Raw genomic sequence first — 19212 nt, 5'->3', positions numbered from 1 at the left:
TTCTCTCCACTCAGGGCATCCGGCACCACTTCTTCGGTTCCGTCCGCATTCCGGTATACGTGCTCCACGTCCAGCTGATAGGACTCGATGTCATAGTAATACGTTACCTTCACATTTCCCGCCGGCATACGGAATGTCAGAGCGTTCTTGTTTGTAAACGTAAAGGGATCTTCCCGATCATCTACTTCGTATGTAATGAAATTAGCAAACACATATCCTTCCCGGTCTTTCTTCTCTGTCTGGATTAAAGTATCAAATACGGTTTCTCCACTTACACTATCTGTCACTTCTGATACGGTTCCATCTGCATTTCGGTATGCGTGCACTACATCCAACTGATAGGAGTCGATGTCGTAATAGTATGTCACCTTCACATTCCCAGTCGGCATACGGAACATTAAGGCATCCTGATCGGTATACGTAACTACATCTTCCTGGCCATCTGTTTCATAGGTAATCCGATTTGCAAACGTATAGCCTTCCTGGTCTTTCTTCTCTGTTTGAACCAGTTCATCATATACAACTGGCCCGCTCAAAGCATCTGTCACCGTTTTTTTCGTTCCGTCTGCATTCTGATATACGTGTTCCACATCTAGCTGATAGGAGTCGATGTCATAGTAGTATGTCACCTTTACATCTCCGTCCGGCATACGGAATGTTAAAGCATCCTGATTTGTAAAAGATACCTTTTTCTCCTGATCATCTACTTCATAAGTGATCAGATTCGCAAATCTATGGCCTTTCCGATCCTTCTTCTCGGTCTGAATCAACGTATCATATACGACGGTTCCGCTCAAGTCGTCTGTCACGGTTTCTTTCGTTCCATCTGCGTTCCGGTATACGTGTTCCACATTCAAATTGTAGGTTTTCAATTTGTAGTAATACGTTACTTTTACGTTGCCAGCAGGCATACGGAACATCAAACCGTCCCGATCAGTGTAGGTTACTGTCTCTTTCGAATTCTCTACTTCGTAGGTAATCCGATTCGCAAACGCATATCCTTCCCGATCTTTTTTCACAGTTTTGACCAGCGTATGAACAGCCTTTTCTCCACTCAGGGCATCCATCACCGTTTCCGACGTACTGTCCGCATTTTGGTATACGTGCTCCACCGTCAAAGTATAATTGCTGATCTCCCACTGTGCGTACAGCGTCAGGCCGCCTTCTACCATTTTGATCGTGCTGCCTTCTGCGTAACGGGTTCCACTTCCGTCTGCCTCGGTGTTCCATCCTGTAAAGGTATAACCTACGTTCGTATAGCCATTTTCCGCTACCGGTACATCATGATTCACCTCATAGATATGAGTATCTTCCGTTGTTCCCGTCGCTGTCTCGGCATTCCTATTATACGTAATTCTATATTGGAGTTTATCCGGAACACCATCTGGTTTTCCGTCTGGACCGTTCTCATCTTTGCTGTAGTATACTTTTACAATATTCGCATCATTGTTAATCCCTACGGTGAGATTGTCTGCTTTCACAAACGTATATCCCGGAATCGTCTCAGCTTGTTCATCTCCAATAATCACATCTCCATATTTTGCAGGTTTATTGGCACTTGTCTTAAGAACCGTTCCTGTATCCTCATCAATATGTTGAACAGCATATGTCTGATCTTGAGCTTTTGTTTTTACATAAATGGCAGTATCCTGCTGAATTTCTGTCACAGTAATGGAATCTGAATCTTCAGATACAGTCGTCTCCACTCCATTTACGATCACCTGATCCAGCTCGTAGCCGGATGCCAGCAACCAGTTGCCGGTAGAACTTCCATTCCAGCCTACTACTGAGTCTGTCACAGAAGAACTCTGTACGTGGCTGTCTCCACTGATGGTTACTGTAAACTGCTGTTTAAAGTAAACCTTCAGTACCAGAGAACCATCGCCACTGATGGTGTCCTGAAGGACATTCGAAGCATTCGCATCAAATACATAACCTGGCTCCGTCGGGATCTTATCCGCCTCTGAAACAACGGCAGTTGCCCCTGTAGTGCCTGTATACGTTTTCCTAATGTCGGTAGTCGTCCCATATCTACCATTCGACTGATAATAGAACTCTACCGTATACTGTGTATTGGTATTTGCAGCCCACTGCGCGTACAGTGTGGTATCTTCCGTGATGGTAAAACTATCGTTCGGATCATACGCTGTGCCTGTTCCGTCTGCTTTCGTGTTCCACCCAACGAAATGGTATCCTTCCTCGTTCTGCGGGACTTTACTGCTTATCTCCGCTGTAGAGCCGGGATCATACTGCATACCGTCCGGCATCGTCCACTCTACAAAGGTTTTCCCATTTGGGTCGTAAGATAAATTCACTTTCGCTTTTTTCAGTACTACACCATCCACGTGCCATGTAGATTCTTTCTTTATAACATACCATAAGACATAATCTTCATCAGGATTATACTGTACGTGCTTAGCACTGCATACAGCCTGGATTTGTTCATTTGTTGGAACTGCATTCGCATTCAACCGGTCTACAACACCTGGAACTGTGGCATTTGTATAGAAGGTTCCTATTTTAATGGCTCCATCAATCTTTATCGCACTCGTATACTCGCTCTCCTTATGACCCTGCGGCTCTGTCGGAATTACTCCATCTAAACGGATATAAAATTCGGCATCGACATTCTTCTGTGACCAAACAGCGTACAGCGTTATGTCATTTTCCGGAACCTTAAACTGATAACCTGCCGGATAGACCGTTCCATTATTTCCCGGTTTATATTTGCCATTCTCATTGGGATTTGTGATACGGCTCCAACCGGAAAATACACAGTTATTAGGAGCTGTCATATCGCCCTGACCCGGTAACGTAATAAACTCTCCGGCTTTTGCGGTCATCGCATCGGGAGCAGTTCCACCGCCATTATTCTTGTCAAATGTGACTGTGACGGAAGGTTCTCCGTACCAGAAATATAAGGTGTTTACTGGGTTGTGATATTCATACCAACTATAACCCATAAATGATTGACGTTCTCTTGTCCGATATAACCGCAGATTAGCGTTATATCCATTTTCTTTGTGAGCATACAGAACATTTACCGCGGTGCCCGTCAAATCATTTCCTGTCGTTGCTGACAAGAACGGATATTCATCTGCAGACAATCCCATATTCGTCCGAATCGTTTCCGCAAGATTCGCAATCTGAATCACGTCTCCATCCGAGTAATACCCGCCGGATAAGGAAACCTTTTTATTCTGCAATTCGTGCTTTGTGGCAGTATCCATAACGTATACCGTCAGGTCTGTGCTTTTGTTTCCACTATAAAAGGTAACCGTATACACCGAGAAATGCTCCGTCTCAAACGACACCTCCGTCACGCTGTCCCCTTCCGCTACATCCACGGTCTTAGACACGGTTTCTACGGAAACCACATCCTCGGCCTGGATCTCGGCCTGGGGTTCGGACTCTTTGGTGGTCTCGACGTACACCACTTCCACGCTGTCCGCATCCTTACTGTGCTCCTCCATGGGCGCACCGCTGAAGGTGACCTCCACGACACCGTTCCAGATCTGGTCGTCCAGCTTGTTGCCGTCGGCATCCAGAAGGTCGATGTTGTAGGACAGGGAGGTGATAACCTCTTTCTCCTCGCCGGCGGCTGCCGCCTCGGCCTCCACATTCTCCTTTACTACGTCCTCAATGCCGGTTACCACGCTGGCCGCCGCCTGCACTCCTGCCGGCAGCACCCCTTCTCCGGCGCGGATGGTGATCTCCATCCCGTCGTCCATGGTCAGAACCTGCTCAAAAGCCGGATGTTCGCCGGTCTCCGTCATCACCACATCCACGTCCTGTTCTTCCATAACCTCCGGCACATTGTACCATACGGTCTGGGAACCGTCGTTGTTTTCCGTGACGGTATCGGCGGTGAGCTCCTCGCCGTTGGCAAGAACGGTCTCCACGGCATAGCCGATCTGATTCTTTACACCGAAGTATAAATCCTCGCCGTCCTCTACTCCTCTCGGCCCGTCTATGATTCTGGCGGAGCCTGCGGGAGCGATGGAATAATTCACCGGCCAGCCCTCCACATCGTCAAGGGCGTGGAGTTTCTTTAAGGTGGTGGAATACAATTTCGCCGTTCCGCTCCAGCCCACGCCCACCAGGTCGCTGTAGGTGGGTTTCGGCGCGTTTGGAACCTCCGGTTTCTCCGTCTCGGACTCTGTCGCTTTGGGATCCTCAGGAGTTTCCGTCTCACCGGCTGCGGTGGTTTCTTCCTCCGCGGGAGCCGTGGTGGTTTCCTCCGCTGCCGTCGTCTCCTCCTCGGAGCCTGTGGTTTCCTCCGCTGCCGTCGTCTCCTCCTCAGAGCCTGTAGTCTCCTCCGGGGCAGTGGTTTCCTCCTCGTCCTCGCTGCCATCGGTCATATCCGACGGGGTTGCCAGCTCATCGCCGGGCATAGCCACCAGGGAAACCACGTTCTGACTCATGGAAAGCGTCAGCTCGGAATCCGTGGCCAGAGGATCGTTCCCCGGGACATCTGTTTCCGGGACATCCGTCTCCCCGCCTTCTCCGCTGTCCGGCGTCTCCCCAGCGGGAGCGTCCGTCTCCGGGGTCTCCGGAGCTGTGGTCTCTCCGTCGGGAGCTGTGGTCTCGGTATCATTTGCCGGTCCCTCCGTCTCCTCCGGAGCCTCTGTCACAGGGGGCTCCACCGGGTCGGAAATCACGTTGACCTCCTCGTCGCCGTAAGCGCTCTCATAGCTCCTTACCGTCACCCAGTCGGTCTTTTTTACCTTTTCCTCTCCGTCCACCATGTAATTGATACAGGAACGGAATTTTACCGTGTCGCTGCTGTTGTTTACATAAAGGAAGATGACCTCCTCGTCACCTGTTACGGCGTACATATCGTCCCCGTCCTCCGGCAGACGTACAAATACGCGCAAGTCTGCGCTGACATCGCCTCCTTCCACTTCGGGATAGGCCTCGTACAGCTTTCCTTCTCCGAACAGATAACCTTCAAACTGCTCTACCTTGCCGTTTGTAAAATCCAGGTCATCCGGCGTCACCGTGTTTCCGGTGGCGATGGCATCCTCGATGGCTGTCACCAGATCGGAGCCCCGCATTTCAAACGCCACTTCTGACGAAAAGCCTGCCGCGTAGGCCGTATTCAGATCCGCACCTACGTTGGTGCCGATCATGGCCGCTGCTAGCAGGAATGACGTCAGGCGTTTGGACGAAAACAGCTTGCGCTTTCTTCTCGCCCTGGACCTTCCGCGTCCCTCCATACTATTTCTCTCCTTCCTTTCCAAATGAATTCAGCGGTCCATTTGTAATTTTTAATGACAAAAACCCATACGTCTCTGTCATTACTGGTTATTATACAGGGGGGGGTACAGAAGGTGTTACATTTGGCCCTCTTATTTACTTTTTTTCAATTTTTTCACACTGCCGCGCGCAGCGCGGCCGGCGACGCCGTAATTTTTCCGGATTCGCCCCATTTTCTCTCCAGAAAAGCGAAAAACGCCGCGGATGACGGATGTTCTCCATCACCTGCGGCATTTTTCCTCCGGTTCCTTTCCTGATTCTGTTTTTCCTGGTGCCTGTTTCAGGCCTCCGTCTGGGGCTGGGCTGTCTCAGAACTGCTCTCGGAACATTCCTCCGGCCCGGAAGGCGCCGGCGATTTCTCCCGCTCCTCCTGTTCCCGCAGAAGTCCGTCCAAAAACTTCCGCTCCCGCTTGTCCAGGTTCGCGCCGGAAAGAAGATCCGGGCGGCGCTCCAGGGTGCGGCGGATGGACTGTTCCCTCCGCCACTCATAAATTTTCTTGTGATGGCCGGATAAAAGCACCTCCGGCACCTTTTTCCCCCGGTATTCCTCCGGCCTGGTGTACTGGGGGTATTCTAAGAGGTTGTCGTGGAAGGATTCCTCCTCCGCCGACGCGTCATTGTTTAACACCCCGGGCACCAGGCGGGAAATGCAGTCGATCATCACCATGGCCGGCAGCTCGCCGCCGGTGAGCACGTAGTCCCCCACAGAAAGGTAGTCTGTGGCGATCAGCTCCAGGGCACGCTCGTCAATCCCCTCGTAGTGGCCGCAGAGAAAGACCAGATCCTCCTCCTTTGCCAGCTCCTCGGCGATCTTCTGGTTGAACACCTGGCCCTGGGGGGTCATGTAGAGAACCCTGGGCCGTTTCCCAATCCGTTCGCAAAGCGCCTCGTAGGCGTCGCAGACGGGCGCCGCCTGCATCACCATCCCGGCCCCGCCCCCGTAGGGGGCGTCGTCCACGTGGCCGTGTTTCTCCTTGGTGTAATCCCGGATATTCACCGCCTCTATGGAAATCTTTCCCGCGGCCGCCGCCCGTCCGATGATGCTGGTGTTTAACCCCTCCAGCACCATCTCCGGAAACAGCGTCAGAATGTGATAATTCATCGTATTTCCTCCATTTTACAGATCCAAAAGCCCGTCCAGCACGTGTACCTTCATCACGCCGGCCTCCAGATCCACATCCAGGATGCAGTCCTTAATGGCCGGGAGCAGCAGCTCTTTTCCATTCTCCCGCTCCACCACGTACACGTCGTTGGCCCCGGTAAACATCACGTCCTTCATCACTCCCAGGGGTTCCCCTTCGTCAGTGACCACAGAAAGGCCGATCAAGTCCGCCACAAAGTTTTCGTCCTCTCCCAGGGGCACTGCCTGGTCCCTGGTGATCCACAGCTCCCTGCCGCGGTAACATTCAATATCGTTAATATTGTCATATCCCTTAAATTTCAGGATCACCATGTTTTTAAAGAACTTCACGCCGGAGATTTCCAGCTTTAAAAGCTCCTTTCCCGTGTCCAGAAATACGGTTTTTAAATCGTTGAAACGGGCTGCGTCATCGGTGGTGGGAAATACCTTTACCTCGCCCCGCACCCCATGGGTGGAGCTGATCACGCCGACCCGAAGCATATCTTCCATCTGTCCTGCTCTCCCTTTCTGAAATGTATGCGCCCAGTCATCCGCCGGAGCGCGCCGTCCCTGCCGCCTGTCTTCTTGCCCGAATACCCGGGCGGCGGAGGCAGATTCTCCCGGCAGCCTTCGTTTCCGCCCGCAGCGCCCCGCCTGCCAGAGCCTTTCCTTTCACAGGGAACGGATTTCCCTATGAAACGAAGAAAAACCGCCTTCCAATGTCAGGCGGTCCCAAAGTTACTGAATATCCACAATAACCTTTTTTTCTTCTTTTGAAGCGGCTGCTTTTACAACAGAACGAATGGCTTTGGCGATCCTTCCCTGTTTGCCGATCACTTTTCCCATGTCGGACTCCGCTACCTTCAGCTCGATGACGGTCGCGTTCTCCTTCTCGGTCTCCGTGACGACAACCTGATCCGGGTGGTCCACCAGTGCCTTTGCAATGACTTCTACTAATTCTTTCATACTGTTCACCTCGCACTGCACACCGGTAACTAAAAATTACTGGATTCCAGCAATCTTTAAAAGCTTACCAACAGTCTCCGTCGGCTGTGCGCCGGTTGCCAGCCATTTCTTCGCTGCCTCCTCGTTGAACTTGATCACGCTCGGATCTACGGTCGGATCATAGTAGCCAACCTCCTCGATGAATCTTCCGTCTCTCGGAGAGCGGGAATCTGCAACTACGATTCTATAGAAAGGAGCCTTCTTCTGACCCATTCTTCTCAGTCTCATCTTTACTGCCATGTGTTTCACCTCCTCATTTCAAAACTGATTTATTAACAACGCAGGGACCTGCCTTGCTATCTGTGTTAAAAGGGCATCTTGAGCTTTCCGCCCATGAGGCCGCCCAGACCGCCAAAGCCCTTCCGCTTGCCGCCGCCCATCATTCCCGGGAGCTGTTTCATCATCTTTTTCATCTGATCAAACTGCTTTACAATGCGGTTCACCTCGCTTAAGGGAACGCCTGCCCCCTTGGCGATGCGCTGCTTTCTGGAAAGGTTTAAGAGGGACGGGTTTGCCCGCTCCTTGGCCGTCATGGAGAGAATGATCGCCTCCACCCGGTCCATGGCCTTTTCGTCGATGTCCACATCCTTGATCTGGGACATACCGGGCATCATCCCCAGGATGCTGCTCATGCCGCCCATCTTCTTGATCTGGCGCATCTGATCCAGGAAGTCGTTGTAATCGAACTCGGCCTTTTTTAATTTCTGGCCCAGCTCTTTGGCCTTCTCCTGGTCCATCTCCAGCTCTGCCTTCTCGATCAGGGAAAGGATGTCTCCCATTCCGAGAATTCTGGATGCCATCCGGTCGGGATAAAACTGCTCCAGATCAGAGAGCTTTTCTCCCATACCGACGTATAGAATCGGCCGTCCTGTCACCTGGCGAACGGAAAGAGCGGCTCCGCCTCTCGTGTCTCCGTCCATCTTCGTCAGGATCACACCGTCAATCCCTACTTTTTCATTGAACGAGCCGGCTACGTTTACCGCGTCCTGACCCGTCATGGCGTCCACCACCAGGATCGTCTGATCCACCGTGAGCGCCTGCTTGATCGCCTGCAGCTCCTCCATCATCTCCTCGTCGATGTGGAGCCGTCCGGCCGTATCCAGAATGACCACGTTGTTCCCATTGGCCTTGGCGTGTTCCACCGCCGCCTTGGCAATGTCCACCGGGCTGTGCTGGTTTCCCATGGAAAATACGGGAACTCCCTGCTTTTCACCGTTGATCTTTAACTGATCAATGGCTGCCGGACGATACACGTCGCAGGCCGCAAGAAGGGGCTTTCTGCCCTTCGCCTTTAACTTTCCCGCGATCTTCGCGGTGGTGGTGGTCTTACCAGCGCCCTGAAGTCCGGCCATCATGATGACCGTGATCTCGTTCGCCGGCTTTAAGGCGATCTCCGTGGTCTCGGAGCCCATAAGCTTTACAAGCTCCTCGTTTACAATTTTTATGACCATCTGCGCCGGTGTGAGGCTGTTTAACACATCCTGTCCAACGGCCCGTTCCTGCACAGAATTGATGAACTGCTTTACAACCTTAAAGCTGACGTCGGCCTCCAAAAGGGCCATCTTCACTTCTTTCAGGGCGGCCTTTACATCGGCCTCGGACAGCCGTCCCTTGCCCCGCAGGTTTTTAAACACGTTCTGCAGTTTGTCTGTTAAGCTCTCAAACGCCATGCAATCCTCCTGTGGAGCCGTCAGCTCAGCTCCAGAATCTCCGTGGAAATCTGTCCGATCCTCTGGATCAGCTCCCGCTCGCCTGTCTCAGAAAATTCTCTGGTGAGCCGGTGGATCTCCTCCACCTTCTCCTTGGTCCTCTGAAACTTTTCCACCAGGCCCAGCTTTTCCTCATATCCTTCCAGGATCCGGTCACACCGCTTAATCAGGTCGTGAACCCCCTGTCTGCTGATCCCTTCCTCCCTGGCAATCTCGCTGAGGGAAAGGTCATTGAACACTGCGTCCTCGTAAATGCTTTTCTGGTGCTCCGTGAGGAGCTCTCCGTAAAAATCATATAGCAGCGCCTGCTGGACGATCTTTTCCATTTCAATCACCTGGTTTATCATACACGATAATGGCAGAGGTGTCAAGCATTTTTTCTTGACAACTTTTTTCTTTGGATTTTTTAGATTTTTTGGGGATTTCCGTTTTTGCTTGTATTCTATTGTTAAATGTGTTAGAGTAGAGACAGAAAGGGAAAGCCGGAGACAAACGGCCTACCCCAATAATGATTAGTGATGCCTCATATGAGGCCAGCCGTCACTATTGCAGTAGTGGCGGCTAATTCTTTCCCTTAAAAATCTCGTAAACGAGACCTACAAGGGCTACGATGAAGATACCTATCTGGATCAAATCCGAATATGTAACATACACCGGCATCGCCCTCCTTTCCTCTTTCGTCTGGAGGGTTATGCCCCTCCGAAAAATAGGAGGGCAGGCCGCCTGATTTGTACTCTGGCTTTCCGTGCTGCCAGTATAGCACACTCTTTTCCCTTTCTCAATCACCGATTTTCTATTTTATATTCTCTCTCCAGCCTTCCCCGCCGGCCTCACTCCGCCAGTTCCTCATTCAGCTCCCGCACTGCCCCGATCAGCTCCCGCTCGCTGCCGTCCACGCCGTAGAGCAGGCCTTCCGCCACCAGGTTGTAGAAGTATACGTCATCCAGGGTCACCTGGCCGCTGCTTAGGATGGACAGTTCTTCTCCTTCCTGGGAGAAGGTGAGTTCCACCTGGGTTTCCCCGTTTACCTGGGCGAATTTTTTCTCATTTCCGTAGGTGACGGTGATGGTCACCGGCTCCGCGCTCTCCGCCCAGAAGGTCAGGGTGCGGCCCCCAGGCCTCATGTTCCGGCTGCGGGTTCCCAGGTTCTGGGAAATCTTTCCTCCCGCCGGAAGGCTGGCCGCGTGGTTTCCCTCCTCCTGGATCACGAAGGCGTTCCCGGTGAAGGTCCAGCCCCGCTCTCCCAGGCCAAACTGGGAATTGTAGACGGAATTGTTGCGGTAGTCCCGGTAAGCCCAGACGCCGTAACCGTTGGTCATGGACCGCAGGATGGGGGCCGCCCCCGCCAGAAACAGGGGCCTTTCTCCCGGAAACAGCTTGGGGTTGTAGGAAAATTCCGGCGTGTCGTCGTAGAATAAAAACTGCTCCAAAAACAGGGGCTTTCCGCCGTTCTGGGCCATGACGGCTCCCAGGTTGGCGGCCATGGCGTACAGGGCCTCCGACGCCGTCATATCGCCCTCCGAGGATTCCCGGCCCATGGAAACGCTGTACATGGCGGCTGTATACTCCGCCTCCCCACAGTCATAGGTGCTGCCGTGGGACGCCCCCACCAGCCCTCCGTCCGCCGACGGCACCGGATCCACGTCCAGGCGCACCTCCATGGAAAGCCCCGGAAAGACCTCCTGGCTCGCCTCCAGCACCCGGCACATGAACTGGTCGTAAAACTGATGAAAGGTGTAAAACATCGGCTCTGACGCCAACGGCAGGGCGATCTCCTCAAAAGAGGACGCCTCCAGGCCGAACTGCTCCTCCAGCTCCGCCAGCGTATAGCGCTCCGCCAAAAACTCCTGGTAGCCGACGCGCTCCGCCAGCTCTGTCCGGTCTCCTTTGAGAGAGCCGTTTCCCGTGTTCTGGAGGAAATTCCAGAAGTCCTCCCAGGTGATAAAGCCGCCCGCCAGGTTCCCGTGGCGACGTCCCGCCTGGTACAGGCTTTCCACATAGTCCAGCCATCCCTCCCACAGGGCGTCGTCATAGAGCATGGCGGCAAAGCGGGAGGAATCCATCCCGTCTCCGCTCAGATCCCAGGTGTAGCCCACCCGCAGGAATACCCAAAGCCCCTGTTCTCTGGCCGTCCGGAACACCCGGTCCAGCTTGTCGTAGGCGTAGCCCTCGTACCGGATCTGTCCCGGCCCGTCCATGGGCTGAAATTCGTTCCAGGGCACCGCCACCACGATGCTGTTAAAGCCGTCGGCGGCGATCCGGGCCAGTTCTTCCTCCATGTGAACGCTCTCGCTGTTCCAGAAATTGATCACCCAGTCATCGGAATAGTAGGTGGCCGCCCTCCAGTATTCCGGTTTCCCTCCCACCTCTGCCCAGGCGGAGGCAGCCGGCAGAACTGTCAAAAGGGCGGCTGCCAGAACGGCTGTCAGTTGTCTCCATCTGTGTCTCATGCCTGTCCCCTTTCTTTTCGTCCCAACTCTCTCCACACCGTCAGCAGCATGGTGGCGTAGCAGGCCGCTCCCCCGATGAAGTTGGAAATCGGCTCCGCCAGAAATACGCCGTCGGTCCCCAGCCCCCAGAAATGAGGCAGGATCACCGTCAGGGGAAACACGATGATCACCTTCCGGAAAATGGAGAAGAACACGGCGTTTTTCGCCCGCCCCAGGGCCACGAACACCGACTGTCCCGCCATCTGCAGGGACATCATGAAAAATCCGAAATAGTAAATGTGCATGGCCGGAACGCCGATCCGCAGCAGTTCTTCCTCGCTGCTGAAAATCCGGATGAAAAACTCCGGCGCGAAATAGAGGCCCGCCCACATGGCGCAGGTGTAGACGATAGCCACAATGGAGGTAAAGCGGATAGCCTCCCGGACGCGGCCGTATTTCTCCGCCCCGTAATTAAAGCCCATGACCGGCTGGGAGCTGTTGGTTAAGCCCTGCACCGGGAGCTGCACCACTTCCCGGATGGAGTTGATCACCGTCATGGCCCCCACGTACAGATCGCCGCCGAAATCCCGCAGGGTGGCGTTGCAGACGATCTGCACCAGGGAGTTGGTGATGGACATGGTAAAACCGGACATTCCCAGGCCCATGATGGAGAGCACCCGCTTTTTCTCCAGTTTCATGGCGCTGGCTTTCAGCTTCAGAATGGTTTTCCTGCCGGTGAGAAACCGCAGGATCCAGGCGGCGGAAAGCCCCTGGGAGATGATGGTGGCCAGGGCCGCTCCCCGCACCCCCATATCAAATACGAAGATAAACACAGGATCCAGGATAATGTTTGCCACCGCCCCCAGCAGCACGGTCATCATGCCGATGCGGCCAAAGCCCTGGGAGTTGATAAAGCTGTTCATCCCCAAGCCGGTCATCACAAACAGGCTGCCGAGCAGATAAATGGTCACATACTGGCTGGCGTAAGGGTATGTATTGTCGCTGGCCCCAAACAGGTAGAGCATGGGCCGCTTAAGCGCCAGCCCCAGCACCGTCAGGCCGACGCCGAAAATAATCATCATGGCGAAGGAATTTCCCATGATCCGCTCCGCCTCGTCCACATTTCCTCGGCCTCTCTCGATGGAGCAAAGGGGTGCCCCGCCCATGCCGAATAAGTTGGCAAAGGCGATCACCATGGAAATGATGGGCAGGCAGAGGCCTACGCCGGTGAGGGGCAGGCTGCCGGAGCCGGGAATCCTTCCTATATATATACGGTCCACGACGTTGTAGAGTACGTTGATGAGCTGCGCCAGCGTCATGGGCACAGCCAGATTGATAATGTTGCGGACAACGCTCCCTTTGGAAAAATCGTTCTGCGTCGTTGTCACTGTCATAATCTATCCCCCCTGATTGTTCGTTTGTATTGTTTTGGCTGCCGTTCCGGTCAAAATGAGGCTGTCCCTCGCCCTGCGCACTCCAGCACACAGAACGGGCAGACGGCCGGGCCGTTTCCTTCCCGTGAAATCTCTCTTTTGCCGCGGGCATTCGCCTCACAGCGAAAGAAAACCGGTGTATGCAGCCGCAACAGCATTATTATACACCAGTTTCCTTCTCTCTGTATATGATTTTTTGCGGGCAGACGGCCTTTGGACTGCCGGCGTTTCTGTCCCGGTGTTTCCCCCGGCCGGTCAGTTTCCCGTCAGGTGAAACAGTTTCTGCATGGGGCCATCGTAGCTGTGGTTGTAGATCAGGGTATCATAATCCGCGAGCCACGGTCCCAGTTTTCCGTCCTTTTTAGCGTCCTCCAGATCGTAATACGTCCCCTCAGCGTCATAGCAGCCGCGGCCGTGGATGACGGGGAGCTGTTCTTTTAATCCCAGGAGGAAATTCTGGTAGGGAGTGGTCTCCAGCCCTGCCATCCGCAGCAGCTCCGGAGCCAGGTAGAAGGCGCTCATATCCCCCGTTTCCTCTGTCTCCATGGGGTAATTGGTCCAGATGAGGTAAGGCGTCTCATACCAGATTAAGGACTCCTGGTTCGTGACCGTCTTTCGCTCCAGATCGCTGACCTCGTAGAAAAACTCGTCCTCCACGCTGGGCTGATGGTCGCCGAACAGCACCACCATGGTCGGTTCCTCCACCCCTTCCAGGTATTCCAAAAGCCACTGCAGGGCGTCGTCAGAGGTGCGCATCAGGGAGAGGAACTGATCCGCCATGGGATATTTTCCCTCCAGTTCTCCCGTAAGGTGGATCCGCTGCTCATAGTTGTCATAAATTTCATCGTAGCCGCCGTGGTTCTGCATGGTCACGTTGAACAGAAACAGCTTGTCTGAAGGATTTGCTTTGTTTTCCAGCAGACGAACCATTTTCTCATAATTTTCCCGGTCCCCCACGTAGCATCGGGTCAGGGGACAATCCTCAAAATAATCCCAGGCCAGAAACTGGTCAAAGCCCATATTTTGATAACAGGTTTCCCGGTTCCAGTTCTCCTTCGGGTAGGGATGAAGGGCCACCGCCGTGTATCCCTGTTCCTTTAAGGTGCTCACCAGGCTGCCCTCTCCCGGCCGCACGTTAAACTGGTAGGCGGTGGTGCCGGGGGCCATGAAGGCCATGGAATCCCCCACCAGGAATTCAAACTCCGTATTGCTGGTGCCTGCCCCAAACACCGGCACGTAGAGGCTGCCCTTCACCGCGTTTTCCTCCAGGCTGTGGAAAAAGGGCATGACCTCCTCATTGGTCTCAAAATTCCCTGCCTGCTCCAGGTCGGAAAAGCTCTCATTCATGATGCAGATGATATTGGTGGGCGTGATGGGCTCTGCGATGGACTCCGTTTCCCCAGACTCCCCATTCTTCCACTGCCCGTAAAGCATTTCCAGAGCGGCATCTCCGTAGCCCGCCGGTTTCTCCTTTACCAGATAGGTGCCGGCGATGACGGTGGAGAGCAGGTAGCCCTCCGTCTCGTAAGAGGACTGAAGATCCCACATATTGATGCCGAACCGCCCGGAGGCCACCGGCCCATGGATAAACCAGGTAAAGCTCCCCGCCAGCACCGCCGCTGTCCCGGCGGCAAAGCCAGCGTGAATTTTCCACCAGGGCAGGCGCACCGGACAGAAAAACAGCCCCACATTTAATCCCACCAGGCAGAGAAATGAGAGGATCATTTCCCGGCTCACAGTATAGCCGTAATTGCCCGCCACAGACATGGCCGTCCGGAAAGCCACAAAATCCGCCGGCATAATGGGCCGTCCGCGAAAGGCCACCACAAAGGCCTCCGCCGCGGAGAGGACAAACAGTCCCAGGGATACTACCGGCACGGCGATCCGGCTCCGTCCGCTCACGGCAAACACGGCCAGATAGAGCCCCGCCATGAGAGCCACATTCACCAGGGCACAGGCTGTGTCGATTTTTCCCAGGTTTCCCGTCACCCACTCAAACAGAGCGTAGGACACCGCGGGCATGAAAACCAGACCGGCAATCCCCAGGCCCAGTCTCAGCCGTTTCCACCACGTTTTTTCCATATCGTTTGTTTCTCCGTTCTGTTTTTGATTCCGTCATTTTAACATGGATTTAACATTGAAACAACAGGAAATGACAGGATTCGGGGGCGTTTCACAAAAAGTTCATAGTTTTGGAAATGGGTGGGATGGGGCGGATGGGAGAGATTTCCAGACGTTTCGGCAATGATTTGCGGTCTGTCCGGCCAGATGATGGAAAGGGGGGAATTGTTGATTTTTTTTTAGCCATAATTTATACTTATCTTAAAGTTTTGTTTAAAAGGAGGTGTGGGACCATGATGTATCCATTCATGACACTCAACGATGATACTGAAATTACTCATTCTGAAATGAAACCAGATGGGCAGGTAAAAGTATATATCGAGACTCCAGACGACAATGGGGGATTTTTCAATGCCACTTGCTATCTTCCCAGCTACAGGTGGGAAAACGTTTCCGGCTACTCTGCGGAAAAAATGGATTATTTTAATCGTTTGCTTCACAATAACGCGCATCTGATTTTAGAATTTTCTCAAGAAGGGGGAATTTTAAATGCCTCAAATTTTTAGGATCGGAGCTTATACTGTCTATTTCTGGCCAAACGAAGGCGCTCCCCTGGAACCGATACACGTCCATATAGCAGAGGGACGCGCGTCAGCAAACGGAACCTAACGGGAAAGCCGGCCCCTGCGCCAACAGAGTCCCCACAACTTTGACAATCTAATATCCTTACCCAGGCAGCCAGTAGAGCGGCTGTGGTTCCCCGTCCTGAGTCTTGTACAGGAGGGGATGCTTATGAGTACATATGAGGAATTTCAAATCATCTTAGGTATAGCCATGTTGATTGTTGCAATTCTGAACCTGACGCATAAGAAATAGCCGCCCTGCTCCTTGGCCGGATAGGCGGCTATTTCTTAGCTTAAACCTTATTCACCAGAGCGGGGAGCCTTGACCTCCCTTACTGGCTGTCTTGTTAAGCATATTATACGTCAAACCAGAGGATTTGTCAAACTACAAGAATTGGCCCTTGCGCCAAGTGCGCCAACAGGAACCGTACAGAACTGTCATCGACCTGGAAAAAACGGCGGACAAAGAAAATTAGCGATCATTTCCGCTCCATAAAATCCGTGTGATTTTCGTGTGAATTTTAGCCGGAAATGAGGATGTTTTTACCGGAACAATATTTCCTTTTCTTTCTCGTCAAATCGGCAAAAAACCTTGTAAATACAGGAAAAATCCCGCATTTACAAGGTTTTTTCTGAAGTGGAGCAGACGGGAGTTGAACCCGTGTCCAAAAACCAATTCCCTGTTCTTCTACTATCATAGTCTGTTCTTTTTCATTCCCTCTGCCGCCCGGAAACAGACATCCTGACGGGTTCAGTAGCTTCATCCTACGCCCATATGCGCAAAGCTTTGCATACGTCGTTTCTCACATAGTCGATGCCAGGATCTTAAAGTGTGAGTGCTCTAAGGCTGACAGCCGCAATTAAGCAGCGATTGCTAAATTATCTTCAGCGTTTATATTTAGGTTTGCCATTTGACGCATTGCATACGGATAGCTTCACCAGCTGCATGGCCCCTGTCGAAACCAGTACTGCCCCTCACTGGCGCCTGCGTTTGCAGGCTTTATTAGGATAGCACGAAAGGGCGGGGCTGTCAAGGGCCGGGATGGTCAGTTTCCAGCGGTTCCCGGCGGTGCGGCGGCGACGGCGAAAAACTCCTGATAACCGCTGATACCGGATTCCCAGGCAAGAGTCATCCGCAGCTCCACCACATAGTCCTCCTGAAACTCCGGCAGGCGGATTTCTTCGATAGTCTGGTAATCCGTCCATTCTCCCAGAGCCGTTCCCGACCGGTTGTAAAGACGGCAGGCCACGGTTTCAACCGTTTCGGACGTTTGGACAGACAGTTCCGGAGAATAGGAAACGGTAGGCAGCTCTCCCACATCCTCTACCTTATAATACCGACCGCACTCGCTGACAAATTGCTCCTTTCCCTCTCCGTCCGCCTCCGTGCTCTGGCTGAAATTAAAGTACTCCACCGGAATCACCGTCTCCTCCCCGGAGACCACCGTCACGCAGGAACGCCGGGTGGAATGGTTTTCCCGTTCCGCCTGGACTTCTCCTCCGGCATCGGCGGCGGAGGCAGAGATGTCTTCAGCGGCCTCCACCTCCGTCCTCGTTTCCGATTCTGTTCCCGTTGCGGGTTTTGCGCCCCGGCAGGCGGTGAGGACTGCCGCGAAGGCCAGGGACGCCAGCCCGCAGGTCACATTCCATCTTTTCATTTCTGCCCCTCCTACGCCATCGGTTCTTCCGTCACCGACACCACCGCCCCGTCCCGGATCCGGAAGAAAAACGGCATTCCCGGACGGCTGTTTTCGTAGGTGTTCAGATAGGTTTCAAACTGCTCCCGGCTGGCCCCGGTGATCCGCAGCTCCTCCGGATCATCGGAATCCACAAAATCCCGGCCCCAGTCGATGAAGGTGTACTCGGTTTCCGGGGTCAGCAAAAGCTCCTCCTCCGACGGATCCGGGTTGTAAATACAAAATCCGCCGGCCAGGTCCGCCTCTGTAAGCCCCAGCTCCCCGATTCGTTCCCGGTCGCCCTCCTGGATGTATTCCACCGGATCCATCCGGAGCCGATCCCCTTCCAGATTTCTTATATACGCCCAGGTTTCCCATTCTCCCCTTTCACCGGACGGGGCGTTTTCCTCAGAGCTCTCCATTGTTACCGCCTCACCGGCAGCATACGGGGCTCCTTTTTCATCCTCCGCCCCGTTCTCCGACATCGTTTCCTCAGGATTCCCTTCTCCCATGGTATTTACCACGCCCACAAACAGGGGCAGGCCGGTTTTGGAGGTGAGTGCAAAGAGGAACGGGCGGTCAAACACCAGATCCATTTCCTCCTCCGGCGGCATCGCGGCTCCCGCCACAGCCATCACCGTGTAAGCCGCCGCCTCCACGCCCTTCTCGTCGATCTTCACCCTGGATGCGTGTTTCGCCTCTGACAAAAACAGGCCGTCCTCGTCCATCAGAGGGGAAAAATCGGACCGTCCGCTGTCGAACACGTCCTCCACCCCCATAGCCTTCAGGCCCTCCATCAGATCCAAATCGGAGACCACGTCAAATTTGGGAAGGGAGAGATTTATCTTCAAATATTTATGGTTTTCCCAGGTGCCCCGGGACTGGACCAGGTCAAAGGTTTCCTCATCCGCCAAAAGCTCCTCCACCGTGACCCCTTCATCAGGAAGAATGAGCCACATGGAACCGCTCTCGTTTAAACTTAAGGCCGTGGCCCCAAACTTCTCTCCCCAGTAGTAACCGCCATAGCTGCTGCTGTTCAGGAAATCCCAGGGTTCCTCCCCGCCGCTCCCGTGAAATACGGCCTGCGCCGTGGCCGACTCCGAAAATTCGTTCTGCCATTTTGCCCGGTAGTAAAGGGTGCTGGCCAGGGCCAGAACCGTCTCCGGACTCAGGCGGATGCCCGCCGCCTGTTCCTTCAAAAGTCCGCCGGTCTGCTGGTTCAGCCAGGCCTGGAGGGCCTGATTATACTCCTCTGAGCCCATGATGCCGCTGTAGGAGGAGGCAAAATAGTCTTTTGCCAACCGGTCCAGCGTCTCCTGGCGGTACTCCATTCCGTCCTGCAGCCACAGGGAATTGGCCAGGATGGTGGTCACCGCCCCGTCATTGCTGTAGCACAGGTTCCAGAGGTTGGCAGCGTGAGTCCGCACTTCTTCCGCCGTCTCCGCGTCCAGCAGCTCCAAAATCTGCTCCCGGCTCTCCCCCTCCGTGATTTCCGCCAGCATCGCCAGGGCCAGGTACAGATTGACCGGGGAAACGGTCCTGTTTTTCCCATCCGCCCCGGAGAGAAACTGGCGGGACGCCCTGCGGGAAAAGGATTCCAGGCATTTCCCGTCCGCATCCGGCACATCCCAGACTGCCCGCCTCTGCGTCCACCACCGGTCGTAAGCGGCGGAAAAGCCCTCGTCGTCAAACTCCCCTGTCTTTTCATCCACAAAATCCATTTCATCCGGATAGGGCTCCCGCTCCGGGTAGACGGCCTCCGCCAGCTTATGTCCGTCCAACGCGGACACATCCGCCGCCTGATCTGTCTCCGGCCCGTCTGGAGCGTTTCCTCCCGGAACCTGGCCCCCGCAGCCAGCCAGGGACATGAACGCCAACACTGCTGCCAGCATACCGG

The 19212-nt window shown here is 53.9% G+C and carries 14 protein-coding genes and 1 other RNA gene; 1 reads left to right on the top strand and 14 read right to left on the bottom strand.

Annotated elements, in window-relative coordinates; all coding sequences use genetic code 11:
* The 11 genes from B5E84_RS06085 to B5E84_RS06040 form a co-directional block, all read right to left on the bottom strand.
* A partial coding sequence (locus B5E84_RS06085; protein WP_143469187.1) for an InlB B-repeat-containing protein occupies positions 1 to 5219 on the bottom strand: 5219 nt, incomplete at its 3' end.
* A 136-nt stretch (positions 5220 to 5355) separates the two neighbouring features.
* Complete coding sequence (locus B5E84_RS20580; protein ID WP_162612814.1) at positions 5356 to 5493, bottom strand: hypothetical protein; 138 nt, start codon at positions 5491 to 5493, stop codon at positions 5356 to 5358.
* Between the two features lie 46 nt (positions 5494 to 5539).
* Positions 5540 to 6361, bottom strand: coding sequence for a tRNA (guanosine(37)-N1)-methyltransferase TrmD (gene trmD, locus B5E84_RS06080; protein WP_087220702.1), 822 nt, complete (start codon positions 6359 to 6361; stop codon positions 5540 to 5542).
* Between the two features lie 15 nt (positions 6362 to 6376).
* Entirely contained in the window at positions 6377 to 6889 is a 513-nt protein-coding gene (gene rimM, locus B5E84_RS06075; protein WP_087220699.1) for a ribosome maturation factor RimM, read from the bottom strand.
* 228 nt (positions 6890 to 7117) lie between these two features.
* Positions 7118 to 7345, bottom strand: a complete 228-nt coding sequence (locus B5E84_RS06070) for a KH domain-containing protein (RefSeq protein WP_087220696.1) — start codon at positions 7343 to 7345, stop codon at positions 7118 to 7120.
* Between the two features lie 36 nt (positions 7346 to 7381).
* Positions 7382 to 7624, bottom strand: a complete 243-nt coding sequence (gene rpsP, locus B5E84_RS06065; RefSeq protein WP_087220693.1) for a 30S ribosomal protein S16 — start codon at positions 7622 to 7624, stop codon at positions 7382 to 7384.
* A gap of 65 nt (positions 7625 to 7689) precedes the next feature.
* Positions 7690 to 9054 (bottom strand): signal recognition particle protein, encoded by a 1365-nt coding sequence (gene ffh, locus B5E84_RS06060; RefSeq protein WP_087220689.1) that lies wholly within the window; start codon positions 9052 to 9054, stop codon positions 7690 to 7692.
* Positions 9055 to 9074: 20 nt separating this feature from the next.
* The gene (gene ylxM / locus B5E84_RS06055) at positions 9075 to 9419 is read right to left on the bottom strand and encodes a YlxM family DNA-binding protein (RefSeq protein ID WP_204248550.1); all 345 of its coding nucleotides are present in this window, start codon (positions 9417 to 9419) and stop codon (positions 9075 to 9077) included.
* Between the two features lie 504 nt (positions 9420 to 9923).
* A complete protein-coding gene (locus B5E84_RS06050) occupies positions 9924 to 11543 on the bottom strand; it encodes a beta-galactosidase (protein WP_087220684.1) in 1620 nt (539 codons plus the stop codon).
* On the bottom strand, positions 11540 to 12916 hold the full coding sequence (locus B5E84_RS06045) for an MATE family efflux transporter (protein WP_087220681.1): 1377 nt from the start codon (positions 12914 to 12916) through the stop codon (positions 11540 to 11542). The genes B5E84_RS06050 and B5E84_RS06045 overlap by 4 nt, the downstream gene beginning before the upstream one ends.
* A 294-nt stretch (positions 12917 to 13210) precedes the next feature.
* Positions 13211 to 15037 (bottom strand): LTA synthase family protein, encoded by a 1827-nt coding sequence (locus B5E84_RS06040; RefSeq protein WP_242963314.1) that lies wholly within the window; start codon positions 15035 to 15037, stop codon positions 13211 to 13213.
* A gap of 134 nt (positions 15038 to 15171) precedes the next feature.
* Here B5E84_RS06040 and B5E84_RS06035 point away from each other — a divergent pair, with 134 nt between their 5' ends.
* Positions 15172 to 15582, top strand: a complete 411-nt coding sequence (locus B5E84_RS06035) for a hypothetical protein (protein WP_330374185.1) — start codon at positions 15172 to 15174, stop codon at positions 15580 to 15582.
* A 692-nt stretch (positions 15583 to 16274) separates the two neighbouring features.
* On the opposite strand, the gene ssrA is transcribed toward B5E84_RS06035, so the two are convergent.
* The 3 genes from ssrA to B5E84_RS06015 form a co-directional block, all read right to left on the bottom strand.
* Positions 16275 to 16614, bottom strand: a transfer-messenger RNA (tmRNA) gene (ssrA, locus tag B5E84_RS06025).
* Between the two features lie 71 nt (positions 16615 to 16685).
* The gene (locus tag B5E84_RS06020) at positions 16686 to 17297 is read right to left on the bottom strand and encodes a hypothetical protein (RefSeq protein WP_087220675.1); all 612 of its coding nucleotides are present in this window, start codon (positions 17295 to 17297) and stop codon (positions 16686 to 16688) included.
* Positions 17298 to 17308: 11 nt separating this feature from the next.
* Positions 17309 to 18916, bottom strand: a complete 1608-nt coding sequence (locus B5E84_RS06015) for a serpin family protein (protein WP_442911393.1) — start codon at positions 18914 to 18916, stop codon at positions 17309 to 17311.
* Positions 18917 to 19212 lie beyond the last annotated feature (296 nt).

Source organism: Lachnoclostridium sp. An14 (assembly GCF_002160755.1).
Taxonomy (GTDB): Bacteria; Bacillota; Clostridia; order Lachnospirales; family Lachnospiraceae; genus Lachnoclostridium_A.
Note: the sequence above shows the minus strand (reverse complement) of the source record. Positions and strands in the feature narration are given on the sequence as shown.

Excerpts from the sequence above, each read along its gene's own strand:
- B5E84_RS20580 (WP_162612814.1), bottom strand. The coding sequence starts at position 5,493 with ATGCCGCAGGTGATGGAGAACATCCGTCATCCGCGGCGTTTTTCGCTT.
- trmD (WP_087220702.1), bottom strand. The coding sequence starts at position 6,361 with ATGAATTATCACATTCTGACGCTGTTTCCGGAGATGGTGCTGGAGGGG.
- rimM (WP_087220699.1), bottom strand. The coding sequence starts at position 6,889 with ATGGAAGATATGCTTCGGGTCGGCGTGATCAGCTCCACCCATGGGGTG.
- B5E84_RS06070 (WP_087220696.1), bottom strand. The coding sequence starts at position 7,345 with ATGAAAGAATTAGTAGAAGTCATTGCAAAGGCACTGGTGGACCACCCG.
- rpsP (WP_087220693.1), bottom strand. The coding sequence starts at position 7,624 with ATGGCAGTAAAGATGAGACTGAGAAGAATGGGTCAGAAGAAGGCTCCT.
- ffh (WP_087220689.1), bottom strand. The coding sequence starts at position 9,054 with ATGGCGTTTGAGAGCTTAACAGACAAACTGCAGAACGTGTTTAAAAAC.
- ylxM (WP_204248550.1), bottom strand. The coding sequence starts at position 9,419 with ATGGAAAAGATCGTCCAGCAGGCGCTGCTATATGATTTTTACGGAGAG.
- B5E84_RS06050 (WP_087220684.1), bottom strand. The coding sequence starts at position 11,543 with ATGAGACACAGATGGAGACAACTGACAGCCGTTCTGGCAGCCGCCCTT.
- B5E84_RS06045 (WP_087220681.1), bottom strand. The coding sequence starts at position 12,916 with ATGACAGTGACAACGACGCAGAACGATTTTTCCAAAGGGAGCGTTGTC.
- B5E84_RS06040 (WP_242963314.1), bottom strand. The coding sequence starts at position 15,037 with ATGGAAAAAACGTGGTGGAAACGGCTGAGACTGGGCCTGGGGATTGCC.
- B5E84_RS06035 (WP_330374185.1), top strand. The coding sequence starts at position 15,172 with ATGGGAGAGATTTCCAGACGTTTCGGCAATGATTTGCGGTCTGTCCGG.
- B5E84_RS06020 (WP_087220675.1), bottom strand. The coding sequence starts at position 17,297 with ATGAAAAGATGGAATGTGACCTGCGGGCTGGCGTCCCTGGCCTTCGCG.